Annotated in this window: 10 protein-coding genes; 8 read left to right on the forward strand and 2 right to left on the reverse strand. The window is 38.6% G+C overall.

The window, feature by feature from the left end:
* Nucleotides 1-217: 217 nt before the first annotated feature.
* Complete coding sequence (locus tag G4420_RS15035) at nucleotides 218-3,835, reverse strand: glycosyl hydrolase 2 galactose-binding domain-containing protein (RefSeq protein ID WP_163324750.1); 3,618 nt, start codon at nucleotides 3,833-3,835, stop codon at nucleotides 218-220.
* Nucleotides 3,836-4,401: 566 nt separating this feature from the next.
* Nucleotides 4,402-8,376 (reverse strand): hybrid sensor histidine kinase/response regulator, encoded by a 3,975-nt coding sequence (locus tag G4420_RS15040; RefSeq protein WP_163324751.1) that lies wholly within the window; start codon nucleotides 8,374-8,376, stop codon nucleotides 4,402-4,404.
* A 264-nt stretch (nucleotides 8,377-8,640) separates the two neighbouring features.
* Here G4420_RS15040 and G4420_RS15045 point away from each other — a divergent pair, with 264 nt between their 5' ends.
* The 8 genes from G4420_RS15045 to G4420_RS15080 all read left to right on the forward strand — a co-directional run bounded on the left by G4420_RS15045 (nucleotide 8,641) and on the right by G4420_RS15080 (nucleotide 24,129).
* Nucleotides 8,641-10,092: a sulfatase gene (locus G4420_RS15045; protein WP_204273705.1), complete on the forward strand. Its 1,452-nt coding sequence runs from the start codon at nucleotides 8,641-8,643 to the stop codon at nucleotides 10,090-10,092.
* 127 nt (nucleotides 10,093-10,219) lie between these two features.
* Nucleotides 10,220-13,453 (forward strand): SusC/RagA family TonB-linked outer membrane protein, encoded by a 3,234-nt coding sequence (locus G4420_RS15050; protein ID WP_163324752.1) that lies wholly within the window; start codon nucleotides 10,220-10,222, stop codon nucleotides 13,451-13,453.
* A gap of 10 nt (nucleotides 13,454-13,463) precedes the next feature.
* Nucleotides 13,464-15,374 carry a RagB/SusD family nutrient uptake outer membrane protein gene (locus G4420_RS15055; RefSeq protein ID WP_163324753.1) on the forward strand — a complete coding sequence of 637 codons (1,911 nt, stop codon included), beginning with the start codon at nucleotides 13,464-13,466 and terminating at the stop codon, nucleotides 15,372-15,374.
* A gap of 39 nt (nucleotides 15,375-15,413) precedes the next feature.
* Nucleotides 15,414-18,443, forward strand: coding sequence for a SusC/RagA family TonB-linked outer membrane protein (locus G4420_RS15060; RefSeq protein WP_163324754.1), 3,030 nt, complete (start codon nucleotides 15,414-15,416; stop codon nucleotides 18,441-18,443).
* Nucleotides 18,444-18,466: 23 nt separating this feature from the next.
* Complete coding sequence (locus tag G4420_RS15065; RefSeq protein WP_163324755.1) at nucleotides 18,467-20,182, forward strand: RagB/SusD family nutrient uptake outer membrane protein; 1,716 nt, start codon at nucleotides 18,467-18,469, stop codon at nucleotides 20,180-20,182.
* A 44-nt stretch (nucleotides 20,183-20,226) separates the two neighbouring features.
* Nucleotides 20,227-21,252, forward strand: coding sequence for a DUF5627 domain-containing protein (locus G4420_RS15070; protein ID WP_163324756.1), 1,026 nt, complete (start codon nucleotides 20,227-20,229; stop codon nucleotides 21,250-21,252).
* A 171-nt stretch (nucleotides 21,253-21,423) separates the two neighbouring features.
* Nucleotides 21,424-23,007 carry a sulfatase family protein gene (locus G4420_RS15075; protein ID WP_204273706.1) on the forward strand — a complete coding sequence of 528 codons (1,584 nt, stop codon included), beginning with the start codon at nucleotides 21,424-21,426 and terminating at the stop codon, nucleotides 23,005-23,007.
* A gap of 9 nt (nucleotides 23,008-23,016) precedes the next feature.
* Nucleotides 23,017-24,129, forward strand: a complete 1,113-nt coding sequence (locus G4420_RS15080; RefSeq protein WP_163324758.1) for an endo-1,4-beta-xylanase — start codon at nucleotides 23,017-23,019, stop codon at nucleotides 24,127-24,129.
* Nucleotides 24,130-24,428: the final 299 nt, after the last annotated feature.

Genomic DNA, 24,428 nt, shown 5'->3' on the forward strand with positions numbered 1-24,428 from the left:
AAATGTGCTGTAATTGATTTTTAAGGCATGTATGCGGGGGGTATTAAAACATTAAACCATTGTAATTACTAGAATTACAATGGTTTAATGTTTTGTTTTTGTGATCAGAAAAGGTGTATGGTTTGATTTATTATGCTTTGGGGCGAACTTTTATAAATTGTTTGAGAAAACCAAAGCCCACCATAAGGCCAGCTTTTGATTTTCATATTGTCTTAATTTATTGAACATTGAAACCGCTGATTTCAACATTTGGTTGATTCCCATTGGTATCTTCATTCTTCAAATTCATTGTTATCACTTTTTCTTCTCCAGGTAGTAACGAAACGTAATTGTCGCTATAAATTACAGGTAGCATACGATCTCCTGTCTTAGCTCCAACCACGTTTAGCCGAACCATTAACGCCGGAGTATCTGACGTATTCTTCATTGTAGTTGTAAGCGTCCAGGTGATGTTCGATTCTGAAACGGAAGTGTTGCTTTCTAAATTCACTTTTGGAAGTGTATTTAGTGCCTGGTAATTTCCTTCTTCCGTGCCGCGCCAGTAAAAGTTTTCAGAAATAACCTTATCGTTTTCAGTTAACTTGAGTTTTATAAAGTGAACGTCAGACAAGTTATCCGGGAATTCCAGTTTAAAGCATTTTTCTGTTGAATCTTCTTTACTGTCGATTTTTGCGTCAGACTTCCAGGCAACATTTCCATCCATGTTTATTAGTTCCGCTTTAACCGAAAGCCCGCTTCTGTCTCTACCAAAATTATTCACAACTTCAATTTCATCTGTAACCGGATTCCATTGGATGTGAATTGGCTCACAAGCCTTTTTACAGCCAAAATAGGCGGCGGTTGGTTCGAAGTAATAATCGTAGGTCTGCCACACCATCGATGGCCAGGCCGAATGACTCATCCAAAGCAGGAGTCCTTTTCTGTACTGGCTCCTTGCTTCAAACATTCCGCGATAACCTTCATAGTTAATCCATTGGGCGAGCTCGGTAAATTCTTTTGCATCATCAGCTTTTCCAAAAGCTTTCTCGATAATCTGGTTAAACGAGGCAGCTCCCTGTGCTCCTTCCAAACAATAGTCGTGAATTCCCCATAAACTATTTTGCGGCCACAGTGCCGATTCCGGCAACGTTTGTTTAAGGCTCTCATAAGTCATCACATTAGGCATTCCCCTTTCGCTGTGGAACTTGTCCAGACCATTTATTGAATAGTATGTTTTTACCGGAAGCGCACGGTAAGGGCCTTCACCACTAACAACTCCCCGCGACGAATGAGAAATATAATGTAGCCCGGGATGTGATTGAAGAACCAGGTTGTTCAAGGCAGTATCCAGTTCAACAGGAGGATTACCTTCGTTTCTTCCGCAATAAATGGCAATGGAAGGGTGGTTTCTAATCCGTTTTACCATATCTGTGGCGTTGGCCATAAACATGCTATTGTTATCCGGATCCGGTCCGTCCCATGGATTAGCCAGCCAGAAATCCTGCCAAATCATAACCCCGTACTTGTCACACGCTTCGTAAAATTCGTCATCACCAATTTGTCCCACCCAGTTACGAATCAATGTAAAATTCATATCTGCATGGTAGGCAACGGCAATATCGTACTCTCTGCCACGGTAGTTCAGGTTCGATTCAGAGAAACCCCAGTTACCACCACGGCCAATAAAACGTCTGCCATTAATGAATAACCTCAATGCCCCGTTTTCTTCATCATAGTTCATTTCTCGCACTCCCGATTTGAATTCCTTCACGTCAGAAACAGTTCCGGCAACCTCAAATTCCAGTTTCACATCGTAGAGGTATGGATTTCCATATCCTTTTGGCCACCACAATTTTGGATTTTCGAAATGCAGGGCAGGGTAATCTGACGGATCTAATTTTACACTTTGAACTTCGTCGGCATTAAGCGAAATATTTTTTTCGAAAGTGATGTCTCCATAAGAACCTTTAAGCATTCCTTCAATGTTTTCCGAAGAAGTATTTCTAAGTGTCAATTCAATGTTGATGTCTGCAGCTGTGGTATCAGGAAGTGCTAAATCAGTAGTAACAAATGGATCTTCGATGCTAACCGGCCCAACAGTTGACAAGAATACATCATTCCAAATCCCGATGTTTCTGCCACGTATGGTTGGTATCCAGTCCCATCCAATTGAAGCGTGATAGGTTGGATTATCAGCCCCCAATATACCACCGTTTTTATCCGGAGTGATTTGAGTTTGCTCTTTGATAACACCCGGATTATCATTTTTGTGAATTAAAACAGCAAGTGAATTTGTTTGCCCCGGTTCAATTAAATCAGTAACGTCAAATTTACTATGAATAAAGGCTCCTTCAATCTTGCCTGCATTTTTGCCGTTCACAAAAACATCAGCTTTCCAGTTAATGCCATCAAAATTCAAAAACAGCTTGTCGCTTTTAAAATCTGCAGGCACATCAAACTCGTTGCGGTACCAAAAATCAGAATAGAAAAACGACTCGGAGATCATTAGTTGGTTATCACTATAGTTTGGATCGGGCAAAGCTTCTGTGTTAACATAGCTTGACAAAACTGTGCCCGGTACTGTTGCCGGAATCCAGCCTGAATCGTCAAAGTCTTTTTGTGAGATCTCACTACCGTTACCTCCAACTTCCGATGCTCGTTGTAATTTCCATCCGCCTCTTGTTAAATTCAACTTTGAGTTGGAATTCGAGGCAGGTGCCGGTTTTGCTACCGGAGCTAAGCCGCCTTTTCCATATACTTCCAGTTCGCTTAAAATAATCTTTTCGCCAGGAGCGGCATCCTGCAACTTAAGTTTTACGAACCTTCCATTAACAGGACTGTCGAGTTTGATTTCATTTGATATTTCATCAGAATCGAATGATGTTACATCTGTCCAGCCTTTGGAAATATTATCTGAAAGCTGAATTTGTCCTTTTCCGGCCTTTTTTATCCAGTGCAAGTTAAATTGGTCGATGGAGCACACTGCACCCAAATCAACATTTACCCACTCGTTTTCACTGCCTGAACTCATCCAGGCGCTTCTGAAATAATGAGAAGGTGCCATTTCAACCTGCTTCTGATTATTAAAAAAGTCAAGGTCGGTAATTGTCCATTGTTCAGCGCTTGGAGCAGATAATTTTATTTGGTAGAATTTGTATGAGACTGGTGAAAAACTAAATGAGTTGATTATTTTTTTCTGATCTCCCAGCATTCTGTCGAGATTGGAAATACTTAATTTAGTTTCGTCAGCATTACACATCGCCTGGCCCGACATGTTCGATCCTCGCTTTTCATCAAGAACGGTCCAGTTTTCACCATCATCAGATGCCGAACAAACAAACTGCCATTTACCCGATTTCTTTTTATCGGATGCCACCAACATGCCGATCACATCAATTTCTGATATCTCAGGAAACGCGGTGTCTCCACCTGTTTCGAATTGTATCCACACTTCATTGCCTTCCAAAATTATTGGTGTAACTACATTGTGGTCAAGTAGGTATTCCCTCTGATTTTTAGGTACAACACCTGAGTTGGTTGATACCGAAATCCAGTTTGGCTCTTCTTTTTCAATAATGCCATCAGTAATAAGCTGAGCTGTTAGGTTGTAATCATAGCTTGAAGAATGGTATGCCGGCCTGTTTTTGGCCAGGTTTCGGTAATTTTCATCAGCAGCCACCATTTCAGGCGAAGCATCTTCTGCCGGATTTCCCGGGTAAATTCCAATACCACGGGTGTAAGTTTCATTTTTCTCCTGACATCCGACCAGGAGCGATACAAAGAAAATAAATAGTAAGGGATACAACTCTACCCGGTTTAATCTTAAGAAATAAAAAAGTTGATTGTGTTTTTTCATTATTTTGATTTATAGAATTTATTTATGCATAGTTCAATTGGTTCTGTCGTATTAATCCGACACGATTTTCAAAATTATATTTTATTATAAATAATGAAGCCAAAGATTAAAAGGTTTTATACGTTAATGATTAATGCCGCAGAGCCGGTATCTGTTATTTTAGGTGGAGTTTTCTGTATGTAATAAGAACAACTAAGTTCTATAAACTTAAATATAGGAGGTATTAAGCTAAAGTAGAGTTGAGATTGTCTGTCTGGCTATGACTTAAAATAAAAGCCAGTATAATTCTTTAATCTATACTGGCTTATGATTCTCTCTCGGTGCCCCGTAAAGGAAGATTTTGTATTTTGTTATGCTCTTAAAGTCAGTATGTTGCAAGAGTTGGAAATTTTTGTTCTCGATAAAGTCTCTCCTATTATTCAATACTATTTCTGTAACAAATTTACATAAATTGGAATAAAAAATTATAGTTGTAAGACCTTGAATAATGGTATTATTTATGTTTTATATTGTTGGTTTCCTATTATGGTATTTAAGGGACATTATAATGTCAATACTTTGGTTGTTTAGTTACGATCGATTTTCGATGGATTCTTACCAAACTCTTTACTAAAGCAAATGGTGAAATAATTCGGATCGGTGAATCCAACCATATAGGACGCTTCCGAAACCATTAATCCTTCATTTTTAATCAGTTCAAACGCTTTTTTTAACCGAATGGATTTAATAAGGCTATTAGGTGTTTGTCCGGTGAGCGACTTAATTTTTCGGTTTAGTTGGGTTCTGCTTATTGAAAAATGCCTCGCAATTGTCTCTACATTGAGGTTCTGATTTGAAAGGTTATCATCAAGAAACAACTTCAACGCATCGATAAATTCAATGTCTCTTTTGCTGATCTTATTTTCGTTTCCATTGCTTTGTTCAACGCCTAAGAAACGGTTGCGAAGTTTTTTTCTGTTTTTTAAGATTGCGAGAACTGAAGTTTCCAGCAGATCGATGGAGAATGGTTTTGTAATATAAGCATCTGCTCCGGTAGTTAGGCCTTTTATTTGTTGCTCTGTTGTGCTGTTAGAAGTAAGCATTACTACCGGAATATGTGAGGTGTCAAAATTATTTCGTATTTCATTGCATAGCTCATAACCGTTCATATTCGGCATTAGAATATCGCTTATTATAATATCAGGAAGCTTCTCTTTGGCTAATTTCAACCCTTGCTGGCCGTCATCTGCACTGTATACTTTAAAGTTTTTATCAAAGAAATCAACCAGGTATTCGCGAAGTTCCTGATTGTCTTCCACCAATAACACTTTAGGTAAATTGTAACGGTTATGTTTGTTTTTTTCAAAGTCATATGTGTTTTCTGTATCGTCTTCACGTTTGAACGGCAAACTGGTTTCTGCTTTTTCGATTTCAGATTCAACAAATAAATGTTTTTCTGCCGGAATACTTACCGTAAATGTAGTTCCAACGCCTTCTTTTGAATTTAGTGCTATAGTTCCGCGATGAAGCTCAACCAGATCTTTTACAATTGAAAGCCCTATCCCGGTACCTTTAATTTCGCTTCCTTCATGTTTATCGTATTGATAGAACCGGTTAAATATTTTTTCGTGTTCTGCATCCGGAATTCCAACACCTGTATCTTTTACACTTAATTTCAGATAAATATGGTTGTCAACTTTCTCCTCTTCTGCGCTTAAAAATACTTTACCGTCTGCTGTTGTATACTTGCTTGCATTCGATAATAAATTCCACAAAATCTGTTCGATTTTTTTTGAATCGATATATACATTATTCTGAACGGTTGAATTTCGCTCAAAGTGAATTGCTTTGTTTTTAAATTCCTTTTCAAAAGCCTGATATATATTCTCTATTAATAAGTTGATGTTTGTTTCCCCTACTTTTAATGGAAGTTGGTTATTTGATAGCTTTCTAAAATCAAGGAGGTCGGTAATCAATTTGTAAAGTCTCTTTGCATTTCGCTTTATTATTAGCAGTTTTTCTTTTTCAGAACTACGTATGTTTTCCGAGCGCAGTAATTCATTAACAGGTGCATCGATCAGGGTAAGAGGGGTCTTTAAATCGTGCGATACATTGGTAAAAAATACCAGTTTCTTCTCAGTCAACTGACGCTCGGCGTTCACTTTAAACTCCGACATTTCAACCTCTTTTTTTAACTTCAACCGGTTTGTATAGGCATACATCGATCCAAATACTATTGCAATAACACCAATAACATAACCAACAATTGCATACCAGCTTAAATACCAGGGAGGGTTAATCTGAATAATCAGTTGGGTTGGGATCTCGCTCCACACATTACTTTTATTCGTGCATTTAACTTGAAAAGTATATTTACCGGGTGAAAGATTGGTGTAAGTAGTATGTTTTGTTTCTCCCAGGTATATCCAGTCTTCTTCAAGGCCCTGTAAGCGATACCGGTAATTATTGTATTTGGGTAAATTTTTGTCTTTAGAGAAAAAATGTATTGTAAATGAATTTCTGTTGTACGGTAAATGAATTTCCCCCGTTTCTTCAAGCGGGCGATTTAAAACCGGGATATCATCTATTTGTTTAATGCTTTGGTTATGAAAAGTGATATCGGAAATGATTACCTGGGTTTGAGAAGTATCAGGTTTTACTTTTTCAGGATCAACAAAAGTAAATCCTGCGTTTGAAGCAAAAATAATTTTCCCCTCGTCGGTGATTACCGATGCACGTGCTGAAAATTCATTGGCCGAAAGACCATGTTCATGATTAAAGATAAGTATTTCCCCGGTTTCCATCTCGAACCTGCAAAGTCCGGCGATGGTGCTTATCCACAAGTATTTATTATCGGTACATTCTATTCGAAGTAAGGTGTTGGTGGGCAAACCTTGTTCACTTGTCCATTTGTCAAACTCACGTCCATTTTCCGACATTCGAATAAGGCCCTGTGTTTGCGTTGCGAGCCAATAATATCCATTTCTGTCGTGGTAGAAATCATTTAATTTGAAAGTGATTCTGTTGTTAATTTCCGGAAAATTGTTTTCAAGAATACCTTTCTCTAAATTAACGGTGTACAAGCCATAAGCCCTCAATAAAGCCAATGTTTCTCCTTCCTGATTCTCCCTTAAAGAAGTTGGTTCAAGATTTTTTCTTGGTTGTCCGTCGATGGTTAATGTGATTGGTGTCACCTTTTCTGACTTCAGATTAAAATTTAGAAGATTTTTGTCTGTATAATGAGTTCCAATCAGCAGATTATCCCCCTCGCATTGATGTAATGATACAATACGCTGCATATTTGTGCCATCCTCGCCACACGGCTTGTAACTGCGAATAAGCTTTAAGTCAGAAGTATATTTTCCGAGTAATCCGTCGTAAGTTCCTATCCAAAAATTATTCTCTTCATGGCTATGAAGTGCTGTAACTTTCGAACCCTTCAAATCTTTTTTTATTCGGTTCATGAATAAATTGGAAAATGCGCCCGTGTTTTCTTCGAGAATTGACAGGCCATAGTTGGTGCCCAAAAAGATTCTATTACCTTTTTTAAAAACCGAAACTCCTTCTTTAGCAACCAACGAATTCCGGTTTCCCGGTTCAGGAATGATGTTTTTAAATGGTGACGTATCATCCAATATACACACTAAGCCGGCACCATATGTGGCTATCCATACTTCATTATCCTGGCCAAGATAAATATCATAAATACTATTGCTTTGTAGTTTCGAATTTTTTGGATATCCGTGCTTTATGGACCGTATATAATTAAGCTTTTCATCCAGTATAATAATTCCGCTGCCATCAGTCGCCAACCAAAATTCATCATCTACTTTTTCTATTTCCAAAATAGAATGGTGGTTGGAAATTTTTATTTCCGTCTCTTTATTATCTTCGTTTATTACAAATAACTGCCCGTTGTGGCATCCGAAAAAAAGAATACCATCAATTTCCCTGATCAATGGAACTAACTTGCCTTCCAGATAATTCTTTTCGATACCTTTTCCTGAATTGCCAGACTGAAATTTAATCCCATCATATCCATTTGTGTACCATATCCCTTTCTCCGTTACAACAAATTCACGAATATAAGTACCTGATATTAGTTCAATCAATCCATCGGGTTCCACTTTCCATACCTTGTTTTGGGACGCAAAATAGATAGCGTTCTTGAAGTTGGATAAGGATTCGATAAAACCTTCATACTTTATTTCAAACCGGTCTTTTAAGCGGTTGTATGAATATAAGCCCTGGTCACTTGAGAGCCAAAGATTATTATCGGGGTCAATGATGAGCTTTCTGATTATTTGTCCGTTCAACTGCTCATAATTACGAAAAACACTTCCGTTGTAACGCGCAACACCATTACCTGTTCCAACCCATAAATAGCCATATTTGTCCTGTTCTATACAGGTAACTAAATTTCGCGGAAGTCCGTCAATGTCCGTAAAATATATGTATTTGCCTCGTTCAGTTGAAAAAACCAGTTGTGGTGAAATGACTACAAACAGTATTACAACAAAACAAAACAGTAAGAAAGGTTTTGTTATCAGTTTATCTTTCATATTCTAGGCTCGACAGCACCAAAATACAAATTTATTTCTCCTTCTATGGAGAATTTGCTACAAACGTTTCGCGAATTTAAAGTCCATCTTTAAAATCCATCCATAAATCTTTAAATATGATTCATCAATGCTATAACATGTTAAAAAACATATGTATTGGTTGAAAATTCAAGATTCCAAAATCTATCCTCAAGATGTTTAATCCCGCCTGAAGATACTTTTACATCCGAATTAAAAAACGCAATCAATTTAACTAAATAGACCATGAAGAAATATATGAGATTTCTATTAATTCTCATCCTTCCCATACAATCAATAAACTATTCGTTTAAAAATATTAGGCAAGATGAAAACGAAAAGGATAAAATGAATGTCCTTTTTATTGCGGTTGATGATCTTCGACTGCAAGCTGGTGTTTATGGTCAGTCACAAATGATAACACCAACTCTGGACAAGCTTGGCAGTGAGGGGGTCGTTTTTTCAAGAGCATATTGTAGCGTGCCGGTTTGCGGGGCATCAAGGGCAAGTTTACTGTCAGGATTACGTCCAACTCCAACACGCTTTATCGATTATTATACGAAAAAAGATGAAGATGCCCCTGATGTGCCAAGTTTGCCAATGTGGTTTAAAAATAATGGTTATACTACTTTATCTCTAGGGAAAATTTACCATCATAACAACGACGACATAAATTCGTGGTCGGAAACTCCATATTTGCCTGTTGTTGGTATTGGTTGGCAAAGCTATATTACTGACGAATCGAAAAAAATTGTTGAATCAAACAAAGATCCGTTAAATCCCCGCCGGATTATTGGTCCTGCATATGAATCTCCAAACGTCGAAGACGATAAATATCCAGACGGTTTACTGGCCGAGAAAGCCATTGAGGATTTAAAGCATTTCTCGAAAACAGGCGAGCCTTTTTTTCTGGCCGTAGGGTTCTGGAAACCACACCTGCCATTTAATGCACCTAAAAAATACTGGGACTTGTACAACGAAGCCGAAATACAGGTAGCTGATAATCCTTATATACCCGAAAATGCACCTAAAGCAGCAATTCACCAATGGAATGAACTTCGCGTGTATGATGGTATACCCAAAGAAGGACCTGTTTCTGATTCTTTGGCGAAGAAGCTGATTCACGGTTATTACGCTTGTGTAAGTTATACCGACAATCAAATCGGTAAAGTTCTACATGAACTCGATCGGTTAGGATTGGCAGATAATACGATTGTGGTTTTATGGGGCGATCATGGCTGGCATTTGGGAGAACACGGTTTATGGTGTAAGCATTGTAATTTCGACAAAGTTTTAAATGCTCCCTTAATTGTTAAGGCGCCCGGAAAAGCAAAAGGTGCCCAAACAAATACCCTCGTTGAATTTATAGATATCTACCCAACACTTTGCGATTTAACCGGATTGAAACAACCGGCACATTTAGACGGCAAAAGTTTTGAACCGGTCTTAAAAGATCCTGAGATAAAGCATAAAGAAGTAGCCTTTAGCAGATATATCAATGGTGAATCAGTGATCACTGAAGAGTTTTTGTATACCACTTGGCTGAAAGACGGGAGATTTATTTCACAAATGCTTTACGACCGAAAAAATGATCCAGCCGAGAATATTAACGTGGCAGAAATGCCTGAATATAAGAAGGTAGTTGATGAGATGAACCATTTGTTGGAGGGAAAAAATGCAACGCTTTCGAAAGACTAAAAACGAAAAATAACAGGCTATAACCAAAACCGGATATACTACGATAAGCAAAATAGCAAAACATGGTCTAAGTACCACTGATACCGGGAACTTAACTAAATATAATTAATCATCAAAAAATGAATTTATGAAAGAAAAACTAACGTTTTTTCCTTCTTCCAAAACCGGGAAGGGAAACAAATTTAGCCGAAAAGCTGTTTGCATTGCGTTTTTTCTTTTAGCTCCTCTGGTTTTTGTTAATGCAAACGAAAACCATGAAAAAGCTAATGGAAAACCAGAGCATATTGACCGGCTAAATGATTATTCCGAGCAAGCAGAAAAAAACATTACAGGCGTTGTTGTTGATGCTGAAGGAAATGCTATGCCCGGAGTTACGGTTTATGTAAAAGGAACTACAACCGGAACAGTTACAGATATTGATGGTAAGTACTCAATACGTTCGAAAAATGAGGAAGACATTCTGGTTTTCACTTTTATTGGAATGACATCTCAAGAAATACCTGTAACCGGCAAAACCGTGATTTCTGTAACGATGGAGAATGCAACGGAGTTGCTTGACGATGTTGTTGTGGTAGGTTACGGTGTACAGAAAAAGGAAAGTGTGGTGGGGGCGATTACCCAGGCAACAGGAGAAGAACTGCTTCAAGCCGGTGGTGTAACCAACGTGGGGGAAGCTCTGCAAGGTAGACTGCCTGGTGTAACCACCATATACTCGAGTGGTTTACCAGGTGAAAGCGATCCGCAGATTTTCATTCGAGGGCAGAGCTCATGGAACGGTTCAGGCCAGCCACTTATTTTAGTTGATGGTGTTGAACGTAGTATGAGCGACATCGATTTAAATGAAATCGACCAGATTTCGGTTTTAAAAGATGCTTCAGCAACTGCCGTTTTTGGCGTAAAAGGTGCAAATGGAGTTATCCTAATCACCACCAAAAGAGGTAAAACAGGAAAGGCCCAACTTACCTTGTCAGCCAACTCCACAATAAAAATGCCATCGAAACTACCTAACAAGCTGGATTCATATGATGCAATTATGATAGGTAATGAGTCTATCATGCGCGAGCTAATGTACGCTCCAGGTTCATGGGATCAGTACACACCGATGACAATTGCTGATAAATACCGCAATCCTGCATCAATAGAAGAAGGTTATCAGTACCCAAATATAGATTGGGCCGACGAACTTTTAAAGGATTTTGCGACAGATTATCGTGTTAATTTATCGGTTCGTGGTGGTTCTGATTTTGCCAAATATTTTGGCAGTTTATCTTACCAGGCAATAAACGATATTTTTAACGGAAGTAAATACCCGAACAAAAAAGGTTACGAAAGTGGCTATAATTACAACAGGTTTAACTATAGAAGTAATCTGGATTTTAACATTACCAAAACCACAACATTCTCGGTTAATCTCTCCGGGTTCTTAGGAATACAGGAAAAGCCTCAGGAAGATCTGAGATTGGCAGTAAGTTCGATTTACGAATTGGCACCATCAATTTATACCCCTTTATATCCCGATGGATACTATGGTTCAGAGGTTAGCTTTGATTGGAACCTTAAAAATCCAATAGTAAGCCTTACCAGTGCAGGATACAATACTTATAATAAGGTTCAGATCAACAGTGACTTTTTGTTGGATCAAAAACTGGATTTTATCACCGAAGGATTAAGTTTTAAAGGGAAGTTGTCTTATGACAATGATATGACAAGCAGTCAACAATTGAGCGATCCGGCTATTAGTGGCTATGAAAACTTAGTCTTTAGAGTGTACAATGGCGATGAAGAATTAATTATTTCGCCTCCAGGGATAAACGATTTCGATTTTGTTGTACAACCCTGGACATTAAACAATATGCAGGTGCAGAACGGCACTCGAATGCGTAGATTAAATTATGAGTTATCGCTGAACTACAACCGAATATTTGCAAAAAAACATAATCTGTCAGCACTCTTCCTTTTTAAAAGAGAAGAATTTGCGATTGGCAATATGTTTCCACGATTTCGTGAAGACTGGGTCGGCCGTATAACTTATAATTATGATTCAAGATATTTTATCGATGTAAACGGAGCCTACAATGGATCTGAGAAATTCGGTACTGGCTATCGTTTCGATCTTTTCCCCTCGGCAGCTTTGGGTTGGATGGTTTCAAACGAGACCTTTATGAAAGGTCTGACCTGGTTGGACAAACTTAAAATTAGAGGTTCGTATGGTCTGGTTGGAGACGACAACTTTTCAGGCCGATGGAAATATATGACCCAATGGGGAAGTGGTAATTATGCGTTTCTGGTACCAAGCCAGTTTGATGGGAGATCACCTTATTTATGGTATAAAGAGGTAAGTGTTGGTAATCCTGATTTGCAGTGGGAAACAGCCATAAAATCGAATATCGGGCTTGAGGTTTCCCTGTGGGAAAACATGGTTACTGCTGATTTTGACTACTTTATGGAAGACCGGGATAACATTCTGATTTCAGGCAATCAACGCAGTGTCCCCGACTTTTACGGAACAGCACCTCCAGACTTTAACAGCGGACAGGTAGAGGTAAGAGGTTATGAATTGGTTCTGGGATTTAATTATAAATTCAAAAATGGAATTAAAACTTGGGTAAACTATAGTTTTACTGATGCGAAAGACAAAATAATCTACAAAGAAGATCCTGCCTTGCGCCCATTCTACCAAAAAGCGGAAGGATATCCTATCGGACAAACAAGAAAACCTATAGCAGGTGATCTAATGACCAGCTGGGACGATGTTTATATGTCAACGCCGCTTGCGTCAAATCAGGGGTATCGCCGAATTGGTTATTACGATTATGTAGATTTTGATGCTGATGGTGCTTATAATGGTGCCTATGATAACGCTCCTTATGGTTACACTAATCGTCCCGAAAGAACCTGGAACCTGACCGCTGGAGCAGGGTATAAAGGATTTAATATAATGGTACAATTGTATGGGACACAAAATGCCACCAGACAATACGACACAAGAACTTTTGAAAAACAGACTGACTTGTTTTTTGCTCATAAGTTAGGCTATTGGTCAAAAGACAACCCAACCGGAACTACAACACTTCCATCTTGGTCTCTGTCACAGGGAGCCACTGATCCTTACGGCAACTATTACGACGCTTCATTGGTAAGACTTAAAACAGTTGAAATATCATATGATATTCCGAAAAAAATATGTACGAAAATTGGAATTAGCGGTTTGAAAGTTTTTGCCAATGGTAACAACCTCTATTTGTGGACCGATTTGCCGGATGATAGGGAATTTAACGGGAATAACACGCTGAACTCGAATTTCAGGGGAGATTATCCAACAATGAAGAGATTTAACTTCGGATTAAACTTAAACTTCTAAAATAAAAGCAATGAAACAAGCATTAAAAAATTGTGACACAAATGAGCATGATTGTATAAAGCAGGTTCCATGCGTTGCAATTAAAAAGGACAATAATAAGCATATGAAAAGCTATATATTCAAATCAATATGCATTTTGGCTGTTTTGTTTTTATTCTCATGCGAGGATTATTTAGATAAAGCACCAGAATCAACTTTAACCGCTGAGGAAGTTTTTAAAGACTTCGATCATGCGCAGGGATTTATTGAAGAAATGTATGCATTTGTGGTTGATTATGGAACAGGCGGCCACTGGCAAACTGATTACATATATGGCGATGATGCGATTGTAAATAATACCTGGATGCCCAGTGCATCAATTGACAACGGAAATCTCACATTTTGGCGGAATTCCAACTTCTCATACTTGGTTGTTGGTAGCGGCAGAAATGGACATGCCTACGATTCAGCCCCTTTTAACAGACCAGGTATTTGGGATGGTGGTTTAATGGGAATTCGTAAAGCAAATATTGCTATAGCGAATATTGATTTAATGATCAATGCTACACAGGAAGAAAGAGACGTAATTCTTGGTCAAGCCTATTTTTTTAGAGCCTTCTTTCATTTTGAAATCATGAAGTTTTGGGGACGCTTCCCATATATCAAGGAGGTTTTATCAGATGATTATCAACTACCCCGACCTGAAACTTTTAAGGAATGTGCCCTGGAAGCCAATGAAGATTTTAAAAAGGCAGCACAATTATTACCTGTAAACTGGGATGACCATAGCTATGGGCAAAAAACATTGGGTGAAAACAAAGGAAGACTTACCAAAGGTGCAGCCTATGCATTTCAAGGCAAAAACTTACTAATGGCTGCCAGCCCCTTAATGAAAGGAAGTACTGACACTTACGATTATGATACTGAATTAGCGAGTATGGCAGTTGACGCTTTTGCAGAAGTGTTGAAACTGGATGATCAAGGAGTTTACGATCTTGTCCCCTTTGATAGATACGAAGAAGTATTCTGGAAATCTGGTAAAAAGGTTTGGCCCGGAAGTACCGAATTTATTTTTAATGGAATGGGGGGTAGCGCTGGCCGAACCAGGGCTTTAGCTGACGTCACCCTGGATAATAAACTTACAGGTGGAAGTGCTGTCTTGATAAGCCCGACGCATAACTTTATTTATAATAATTTTGGAATGGCGAACGGTCTTTCTATCGAAGACGATTTAAGTGGCACTTATGGCACCCCTACTTACGACCCAACAAAACCCTTCGAAAATCGTGATCCACGGTTTTATAAATGGATTACCGTTGATGGCGACGTTTTATCAGATAAACCAGCTGCCGGAAATAATGCCATAGCACAACTTTACACCGGAGGACTGCACCGCAGCTCTGGCACTGGGTCAAAGACTGGATATTTTTATAAAAAGTTTTTACCTACACTATACTGTAAATGGAATACGGGGATGATTGTTAACAATTCCCCCTGGCGCATTCGAATGCGGCTTACAGATGTGTATTTAATGTACGCTGAAGCTTTACATGCGGCAAAGAACAATTCAACTACAGCACCTGGCTCATACAATCTAACGGCAGAGCAAGTGGTTAATATCATGCGCGACAGGGCTGGTGTTCCTCATGTTTCTGCCTCAATAGTAAGTAATCCATCCAAATTTATGGACGAATTGAGGCGTGAGCGTAGTGTGGAGTTATCATTCGAAGCACACCGTTGGGTTGACATTCGCAGATGGGTGTTGGCCGATCAACTAAAGTATAGAATGAAAACCGGGCTTGATTTTCCAAAGGACCACTCGTACTTCCAGGAATTTGAACTTAAAACAAGGGTATGCGAATATCCGAAACATTTTTGGCTGCCATTTGAGACCAATCAAACGCAGTTTTATGAAGGTTTCCCGCAAAACCCGGGTTGGTAATTTTCACTTACAAAGTTTTAATTAACGAAAGAATATAAAATGAAACAAATAATATATAAACTGCTTATCCTGGGGTGTGCAGCAATATTTTGTTTTGCCGCTACGTCAAGTGCGCAAAATCAAAGCTCAAACATATCTGCCACGATCTTTAATGAGCAAGGAAATCCTATAGAAGGGGTGAATATATTCGCTCCCAATGGTAAATCAACTGTAACTGATGCAGACGGAAAATTCGAAATACAGGTAAAAGATAAATCTTCCATCGTAATTGAAAGAGATGGATATAATTCTGAATTGCTGAATATTTCAGATCTGTCAGATAAGATAACATTGAAAGAAGTAATCTTCCTTCAATCTGCCCAAGACCAAATAAAACTTGGAATCGGTACTAAAAACAAACGCGAAATGGTTGGGGCGACTTCAACAATTACGCCTAAAAACCATATGACTTACGACAATACCCAATGGGTAAGAGACTATATTGAAGGGCTTTTACTTGGTGTAAAAGGATCATCAAACATTAGAGGACTGGGTAATGCACTTTTTGTAATAGATGGTGTAATCGGTCGTGACCCAAATATCCTGAACATGGAAGAGGTCGACCAGATTACGGTTCTAAAAGATGCCAACGCAGTTGCATTGTATGGCAGCCAGGCAAAAAACGGGGTTATCGTGATTAACACGAAACGAGGTTTGGCAAATAGAAGATTAGCGAATGTAAATGTTCGTTATGGTTTCAAAACACCGATCTCCTTGCCCAACTACCTTGGTTCTGCCGAATACATGACACTCTACAACGAAGCCAGAACAAATGATGGATTGGATCTTCAATATGATCCCGTGCTTATTGAAGAATATAGAAACAGCACCAATCCCTATCGGTATCCCAATGTCGATTTCTATTCTGACGATTATTTGCGTTCAATGGTAACTACTGCAGATATAACAACAGAATTCTCGGGAGGAAATGACAAGACTCAATATTATGTGAATATGGGGTGGAACTACAGTCAGTCTCTTGTTGATATTAATCCGGATGCAAATGCTGGTTCAAATAGATTTAATGTTAGAGGTAATATCGATTTTAAGGTAAACGATTTTATTAAAAGTAGTGTTGATGCGGTAGCGATATTAAGCAGTAATAAATCATCATTAAGTAACCTGTTATCCGAAGGGGCCAGTTTCAAACCCAATGCTTACGCTCCATTGCTACCGATATCGATGATTGATACAGCAAGTAACCCCGCACTGGCAGCACAGTTAAATGCAGCTGGTATATACGGAGGAATGCTTCTTGGTGGATCACAACAGTTTAAAGATGATACACCTGTGGCCAATGTAATTGCCGGGGGATATCAAAATAGAATGTTCCGTTCTACACAGTTCAACAATAGTGTTGACTTTGATTTGGACATGATAACAGAAGGTTTATCGGCAAAAACATATTTAAGTTTTGATTTTTACGATGCTTACAGGATTTCAGTCAATAACAAGTATTCGGTTTACGAACCAACATGGGATGTGGATGAAATTATCAGCCTGACACCTTACGGTGATGTGGATCAGAAAGATTTAACTGAAAATGTTAACACTATTGATTATGTAACTCGCCTGGGGTTTTATGGATTGATCAACTATCAGAAACAGATAAACGAAAATCATTCCATTCAATCGACTTTTTTAGGGTATGTAAATTCGCATAAGACCAACAATACGATACAACCTACCAATAATGCACATTTGGGACTTCAAGTTTCGTATGCTTTTAAAGATAAGTTGTTTGTTGATTTTAGTTCAGCTTATGTAAATTCCAATAAATTGCCGGAAGGTAACCGCGGCGGATTCTCGCCAACTGGTGGAGTTGCTTATATTCTTAGTGAAGAGGAGTTTATCAAAAATATCGATTTCATCAATTTTTTGAAGTTAAAAGCAACAGGTGGGATTGTAAAATCTGACCTGGGAATTGATAACTACTACTTGTATGCCGAGACCTATTCGGATGGTGCATGGTACAACTGGGCCGATGGCGCAAGTCAAAATCGTGTAAAAGACATTTCGCAGGGAGCAAACAACCTACTGGGATATGAAGAACGCGTTGATTTGAATCTAGGTTTTGAAACTTATTTGATGAAATCAATTTGGTTGGAATTTAACTATTTCAAAACCGACATGGATAAACAATTGGTTACATTGAATAATAAATATCCATCCTACTATAATGTTTTTAAACCTTACGATAATTACAATAAAGATACATACCGTGGTTTTGAATTGGGAGTGGATTATTCGAAAACTTTCAACGACTTTACCATTAAATTAGGTGGTAATTTATTGTATGCGCAATCAGAAGTAGTAAAACGCGACGAAATTTACGAATACCAATATCAGTATCGAGCTGGTAATCCTGTTGAGAGTATTTATGGTCTTGTTGATCAAGGTTTTTATTCGGAGAACGATTTTAATATCGGCGACGATGGTAAATACATCTTAAAAGATGATATGCCAGCTCCAGCTTATGGAGCAGTGCAACCCGGAGACATAAAATACCTTGACAAAAATAACGATGGTATTGTTAATGATAACGACAAAGAAAACATTGGACGATGGACGAACCCGTGGTCGTATGGTCTTAATCTAAGGTTGCAATACAAAGGCTTAAGCTTTTTCGTATTGGGTACAGGCCAGTTTGGTGGAGAGTCAATTATGAATGGTGATTACTATTGGGTGGATGGTAGCGATAAGTACTCTGAAGTAGTTATGAACCGCTGGACACCGGAAACCGCCAATATCGCTAGCTATCCAAGATTATCAGCCGGGGTTAATAATAATAATTATAGAACCTCAACATTTTGGATGTATGATAATAGCTTCTTTTCTATAAACAGGGCTCAGCTAACTTACGAATTTGGGGATAAAGTATGCCAGAAACTGAGAATGAAGAACCTAAGTGTAAATGTTGCGGGATCAAATCTTCTGGAAGTTTCAAAGAATAGTGATATCCGCCAGTTGAACATTGGGGGAGATCCACAATACAGATACTTTATGCTTGGTTTAAGAACATCATTTTAATTCAATCAAAAAATTAAGATTAAATGAAAAAGTTAATAATATACATAACAGTTCTGGTTTTCGCAGGCTTCTTTTCTTGTGATATGCTGGAACCGGTTGATGAGAATCGGCTAACAACCGAGTATATCGGAACAGATCCGGAATCGGCAGAGGGCGTATTGTTACATGGATATACCGGTTTAATAAATCAATACTCATTCTCAGAAGGAGGAACCGATGATGCAGTTAATAATCAATTGGATAATAGTTATAAACGAATGGCCAATGGCGAGTTAACTGCTCAGTATAATCCTGCTTCACGCTGGAATAAATATGAAGAGGTTTTTTACCTGAATAAATTTATTGCCATTGTAGACGAAGGTACTGTTCAATGGAACAGAGATGAGGAGATTAATCAACTTTTTGCTGAACGGTTAAAAGGAGAAGCGATCGCCTTGAGAGCCTTATACCACTTTTATGTTTTACAAGCTCACGCGGGGAAAGGAACTTCCGGAGAATTATTGGGAGTACCTTATTTTAAGGAGTTTGTTCCTTCCGACGGAGATTTTAATCAACCGCGTTTATCGTTTGAAGCTACAGTAGAAGCCATTGACACTGATTTTGATAAAGCATTGGAAATGTTACCGGAAGTGTATTCTGATGATGAAGCTGATGTTCTTCCCCGGTATGCCGGAATAGAATTTAATAAATACAAAGTAGTGAACGGTGCACAATACAATCTGCGAATCAACGGAAGGATTGTCAAGGCACTTAAAGCAAGACTAGCGCTGTTTGCTGCAAGTCCTTCGTATTTAAATGGTGCCGGCTATTACCAACAGTCTGCAGATGTTGCCGGAGAAGTGCTGGAATCAATAGGTGGAGTGGCAGGATTAGCAGCTGACGGACTTGAATTTTACAAAACAGACGATGGAATAAACAGTAATGAAATGTTATGGAGGGCTTCGATAGGAAGCAACAGCTCATACCAGGAAGAAAGACATTTTCCACCATCAAGAAATGGAAATGGAGAAATTAATCCTACTCACAATTTAGCCATGGCTTTCCCAATGTTAAACGGGTATCCGGCTACTATTGAAAATGGTTTTAATCCGCAAAATCCCTTTGCAAACAGAGACCGACGTTTGGCAAAATATCTTGTACTAAATGGTCATTACATTGGAGGTGGTACTATTAATACTGGCGTAGGAGGTGGTGTAGATCGAACGGATTCTATTCCTGAACAGTCGACGACGACAGGCTATTACCTGCGGAAATTACTTCGTCCTGATGTACGAATAAACGACGATGGAACCAGAGTGGAAAAAAAGCATTTCAACGTCTATTTCCGCTATACCGAACTCTTTTTAATTTTTGCAGAAGCTGCCAATGAAATTGGGGGACCGCTGCACCAGATCAATGGGATGTCAGCCATGGATGTCATAGCCGCCATTCGCGAAAGAGCCGGAATTTCGCAACCCGATGAATATTTACAAACGGTGACAACAAAAGAACAAATGCGGGACCTTATCCGCAACGAACGCCGTTTGGAATTGTGTTTTGAAGGTCATCGATTCTGGGATTTGAGACGATGGGGATTATCCTTAAATGAAACTGCAACCGGATATTTTTACAACGGCTCAGAGTATGTTGAACTTCCTGCTGTAGAAACAAGAAGTTATCCTTCGTATGCAACTTATATGCCAATTCCATACAACGAAACGTTGAAATTTTCAGCACTGGAACAAAATGAAGGTTGGTAGGAGTGATTAGAGAATTCAATATGAAAAAGATTAAAATATTAGATATGAAAAAATTATTGATACTTCTGGCGATAGTGCTTAGCATTGTTGCCTGCGAAAATCAGGATCTGGACTTTGCAGATTTTGGCATTACGTCCGTCTATTTCCCTTTTCAGACTCCTATCAGGACATTAATTTTGGGTAATTATGATTTAGGGGATAATGAAAACGACAACAATCATCGATTTGAAATTGGTGTGACCATGGCTGGGATTTATACCAACGATGAAGACAGAAAAGTACATTTCAAGGTAGCTCCCGAATTACTTTCAGGGGTTGAAAATGTAAAAGCCTTGCCGGCAAGTTATTATACCATCGAAACAGAGAGTCCGGTAACTATACCGGTAGGATCCATAAAAGGTAGAATTAAAGTTCAGCTTACCGACCAGTTTTTTAACGATACGCTTTCATTTGCTGGATTAAATCAAGCACATTATGCGATTCCTCTTTTAATCACTGAGATCGAAAACCTGGATACACTTTTGGTAGGTGTTCCTATCAGTAGCAATCCTTCAAGAGTGAACGCGGAAGATTGGGAAATAACCCCAAAGGACTATACGCTATTTGGTATCAAGTTCATGAATAAGTATCAGGCAATTTATTTACGTCGCGGCGTAGATAAAATGACAAATGCAGCGAGCGAAACAGTTAGTAGCACATACCACGCGAAGTATGTTGAGCAGGATGAATTGGTTACCCTTACTACTATAGGTAAAAATAATGTGGAATTGTCAAATCTGGTTCGCAGAGGCTCAGAGTCAAGCCCGGGTAATGTTAACATTGAATTGGTTTTTAGCGATGAAGGTAATTGTACCATTCGAAGTTTTGGTGATGATGGCTACAATGTTTCCGGTTCTGGAAAATTTGTTGAAAATGGAGATATGTGGGGAGGGAAGGAACATGATGTTATTTATCTGGATTATACCTATACTGATGCAGCTAACAATGAAAGACACGCTGTAAAAGATACCTTGGTAGTTAGAGATAGAAATGTTGTTTTCGAAGAGTTTACAATACAGCTTTCAGAATAGATAGTTTGGTTTGGTTAATTAGTAAAAAAAGGGTGCCATTAATTTGGCATCCTGCTTTGCTAAATATTTTAATGGAAACAGTTGCTGCCTATCGGTTGTAACGAGCGATGTTTTGATGAAAGAGGAGGAATTAAAATGAAGGACTGTAAGATTTTTAGGAAAATAAAATTTATGAAACAGATTATTTACTTGGTAGCATTTTGTTTGATGCTTCTTAGTGCCTGTAAAATAAAAAATGATGGCGGAGGCGCAAATGCACGCCCGAATATCGTATTTATTTTGTCAGATGACCATGCATCGCAAGCTATTTCTGCTTACGGCGGCATTTATGATTCACTGGCCCCAACACCAAATATAGATCGATTGGCAGACGAAGGGATGATGATGAGAAATGTTTTCTGCACAAATGCCATTTGCGGCCCGAGCAGAGCAACTATTTTAACAGGGAAATACAGTCACATAAACGGTTATTATAAAAACGAAAGTGGAGGGCAGTTTAATGCAAATCAGTGGACTTTTCCCGAAGAGCTACAAAAAAATGGCTATCAAACTGCATTGTTTGGTAAATGGCATTTAGGCTCCGAACCACGCGGATTTGATTTTTTCAAATACCACGAAGGAGCGGGACAACAAGGGTATTACTGGAATCCGGTTTACAACGAAAACGGAGTGTCTGTTACCGAAAAAGGATATGCGACCAACCTGACTACTGACTTCGCACTCGAATGGCTTGACCAGGCAATAAAAAAAGATCAGCCTATTTGTATGTTGCTTCAATACAAAGCACCTCATAGAAGCTGGGAGCCCGATACAAAATATGTTGATTTGTGGAAAGATATCAGTATGCCTTACCCAGACACCTACAATGACAATTATAGAACTCGTGAAAAAACTGCTGGTGATACAGAAATGGAAATGAACGATTTTAGTCGAAATGACATGAAGTTATCTCCACCAGAAAATTTAAAAGGGAAAGAATTGTCTTCTTGGTATGGTTTTGGAAATCAAAGAGATGAAAATGTTTACCCGGATAAAAGTTTGAGCCCGGAAGAAAACAGGAACTGGAAATTTCAAACTTATATAAAGGATTATCTGGCTTGTATTAAATCGGTTGATGATAATGTCGGAAGAGTTGTGGACTATCTCGATAAAAACGGCCTCGCTGAAAATACAATTGTCATTTATACTTCAGATCAGGGTTTTTATTTAGGCGAACACGGCTGGTTCGACAAACGTTTCATGTATGAAGAATCGCTTCGTATGCCTTTTCTCGTAAGATATCCTGCAAAAATAGAGGCAGGAACAGCAAACAAGGATATTATTACCAACATCGATTTTGCCCCAACGTTATTGGAAGTGGCTGGAATTACACCTCCTGAAGAAATTCAGGGACGTAGTTTTTTTGCCAATCTACAGGGAAACACTCCCGATGATTGGACCAAATCGATGTATTACCATTATTATGAATTCCCTTTTTGGCATCATGTACAACCGCATTATGGAATCAGAAATGAGCGATATAAGCTCATTCATTTCTACTACAACATAGATATATGGGAATTTTATGATTTGGAGAAAGATCCCAACGAATTGAACAATGCCATTAATGAACCGGTATACATTGACATTATTAAAGACATGAAAATTGATCTTGCAAAACAAATGGAATACTATGGCAATAATAAATCGCTTGATGATTTACGTGCCATTACCAATACCGATTTTGGCAAGATCTCCGAAATTGAAAAAAAATAATTAAGTATTATGAAACTTACATTTAAATCATTTTTGTTCACTCTGACTGTTTTTACTGCCTGTTCGGATAATGAAGCAGTGTTGCCCGACGAACCAAAAGAGAACCCGCAATCGATTAAAGAAGTTGTTGCCGAAGTTTTTCCCGAAGGAAATGTATTTATTGGTGCCGCGACTCAACATAAGTATTTTGGAACAAAAGTCTTCGAAGTATTTGATCGTGAGTTTAGTTATGCCACTCCAGGCATCATGTTTAAGCAAAGCATCATCCATCCCGAACCCGGGAAATATAATTACGAAAAAGCAGACGATTGGGTACAACATTGTCGTGAAAACAACCAGGTAATTCGCATGCATGCACCTATTAGTCCACAATGTTCACAATGGGCAAGAACCGATTCGCGTACCCCGGAAGAACTGGAAACAAATTTGGTTGAATACATGACAGCACTTTGCAAACGATACAATGGCATACCCGAAATCCTTTGGCTCGATGTGGTGAATGAAACCATTGAAAGATCGGGCGAATGGTTCGGTCCTAAACCTGGAAACGACCAATGGGAAAATCCATGGCCTATAATTGGATACGATGAATCGCATCCGCTGAGACCGCCATTGTATATAAAAAAGGCATTTGAAATAGCCAATGAATTTGCCCCCGACTTAAAACTAATCATCAATCAACATGGCGGGCTGGAAAAGGAATCGTGGGTTAAGATGAAACAATTAGTGGCATACCTTCGCGAAAACAATTTACGAGTAGATGGAATTGGCTGGCAGGCACATGTCGATTTGGGTTGGGAAAAGATTCCTGGGAATCTGGATTATTTGAAAGAGATAATTCTGTGGTGCCAGTCGAATAACCTGGAATTTCATATTACCGAATTTAACGTTTGGCTAAAAGGCGATGATGCAAGGAAACACAACGAGCAAGCCAATACCTTCGAAGCCATTGCTAAAGTACTTTTAGACAACCATAACAATAAAGTAACAAGTATCAACTTTTGGGGAATTTCAGCTATTGATGTTAATGCAGAGGAATGGGACGGTTCCATGTGGGATGCAGATTATGAGCCAAAGCCAGCTTATTATACCATATTAGAGTTATTAAAAAGCTATAAATAATTTTAATATCTAAACAATAACACTACTGATTTCTATAGACAAAACCCAATTAATAATAAAAAGCGGGGATATATTTCCCTCCAGGGCAAGAGCATACTAGTATTTACGAACGGAGTTATTCCCTTGACCGGAATTAATTAGTACTTGCTCTCTGCCCTCATGTGTATGAACCGGAATACATTGATATTATTAAAGACATGAAAATTGATCTTGCAAAACAAATGGAATACTATGGCAATAATAAATCGCTTAATGATTTACGCGCCATTACCAATATCGATTTTGGCAAGATCTCCGAA

Source organism: Draconibacterium mangrovi (genome assembly GCF_010586825.1).
GTDB lineage: Bacteria > Bacteroidota > Bacteroidia > Bacteroidales > Prolixibacteraceae > Draconibacterium > Draconibacterium mangrovi.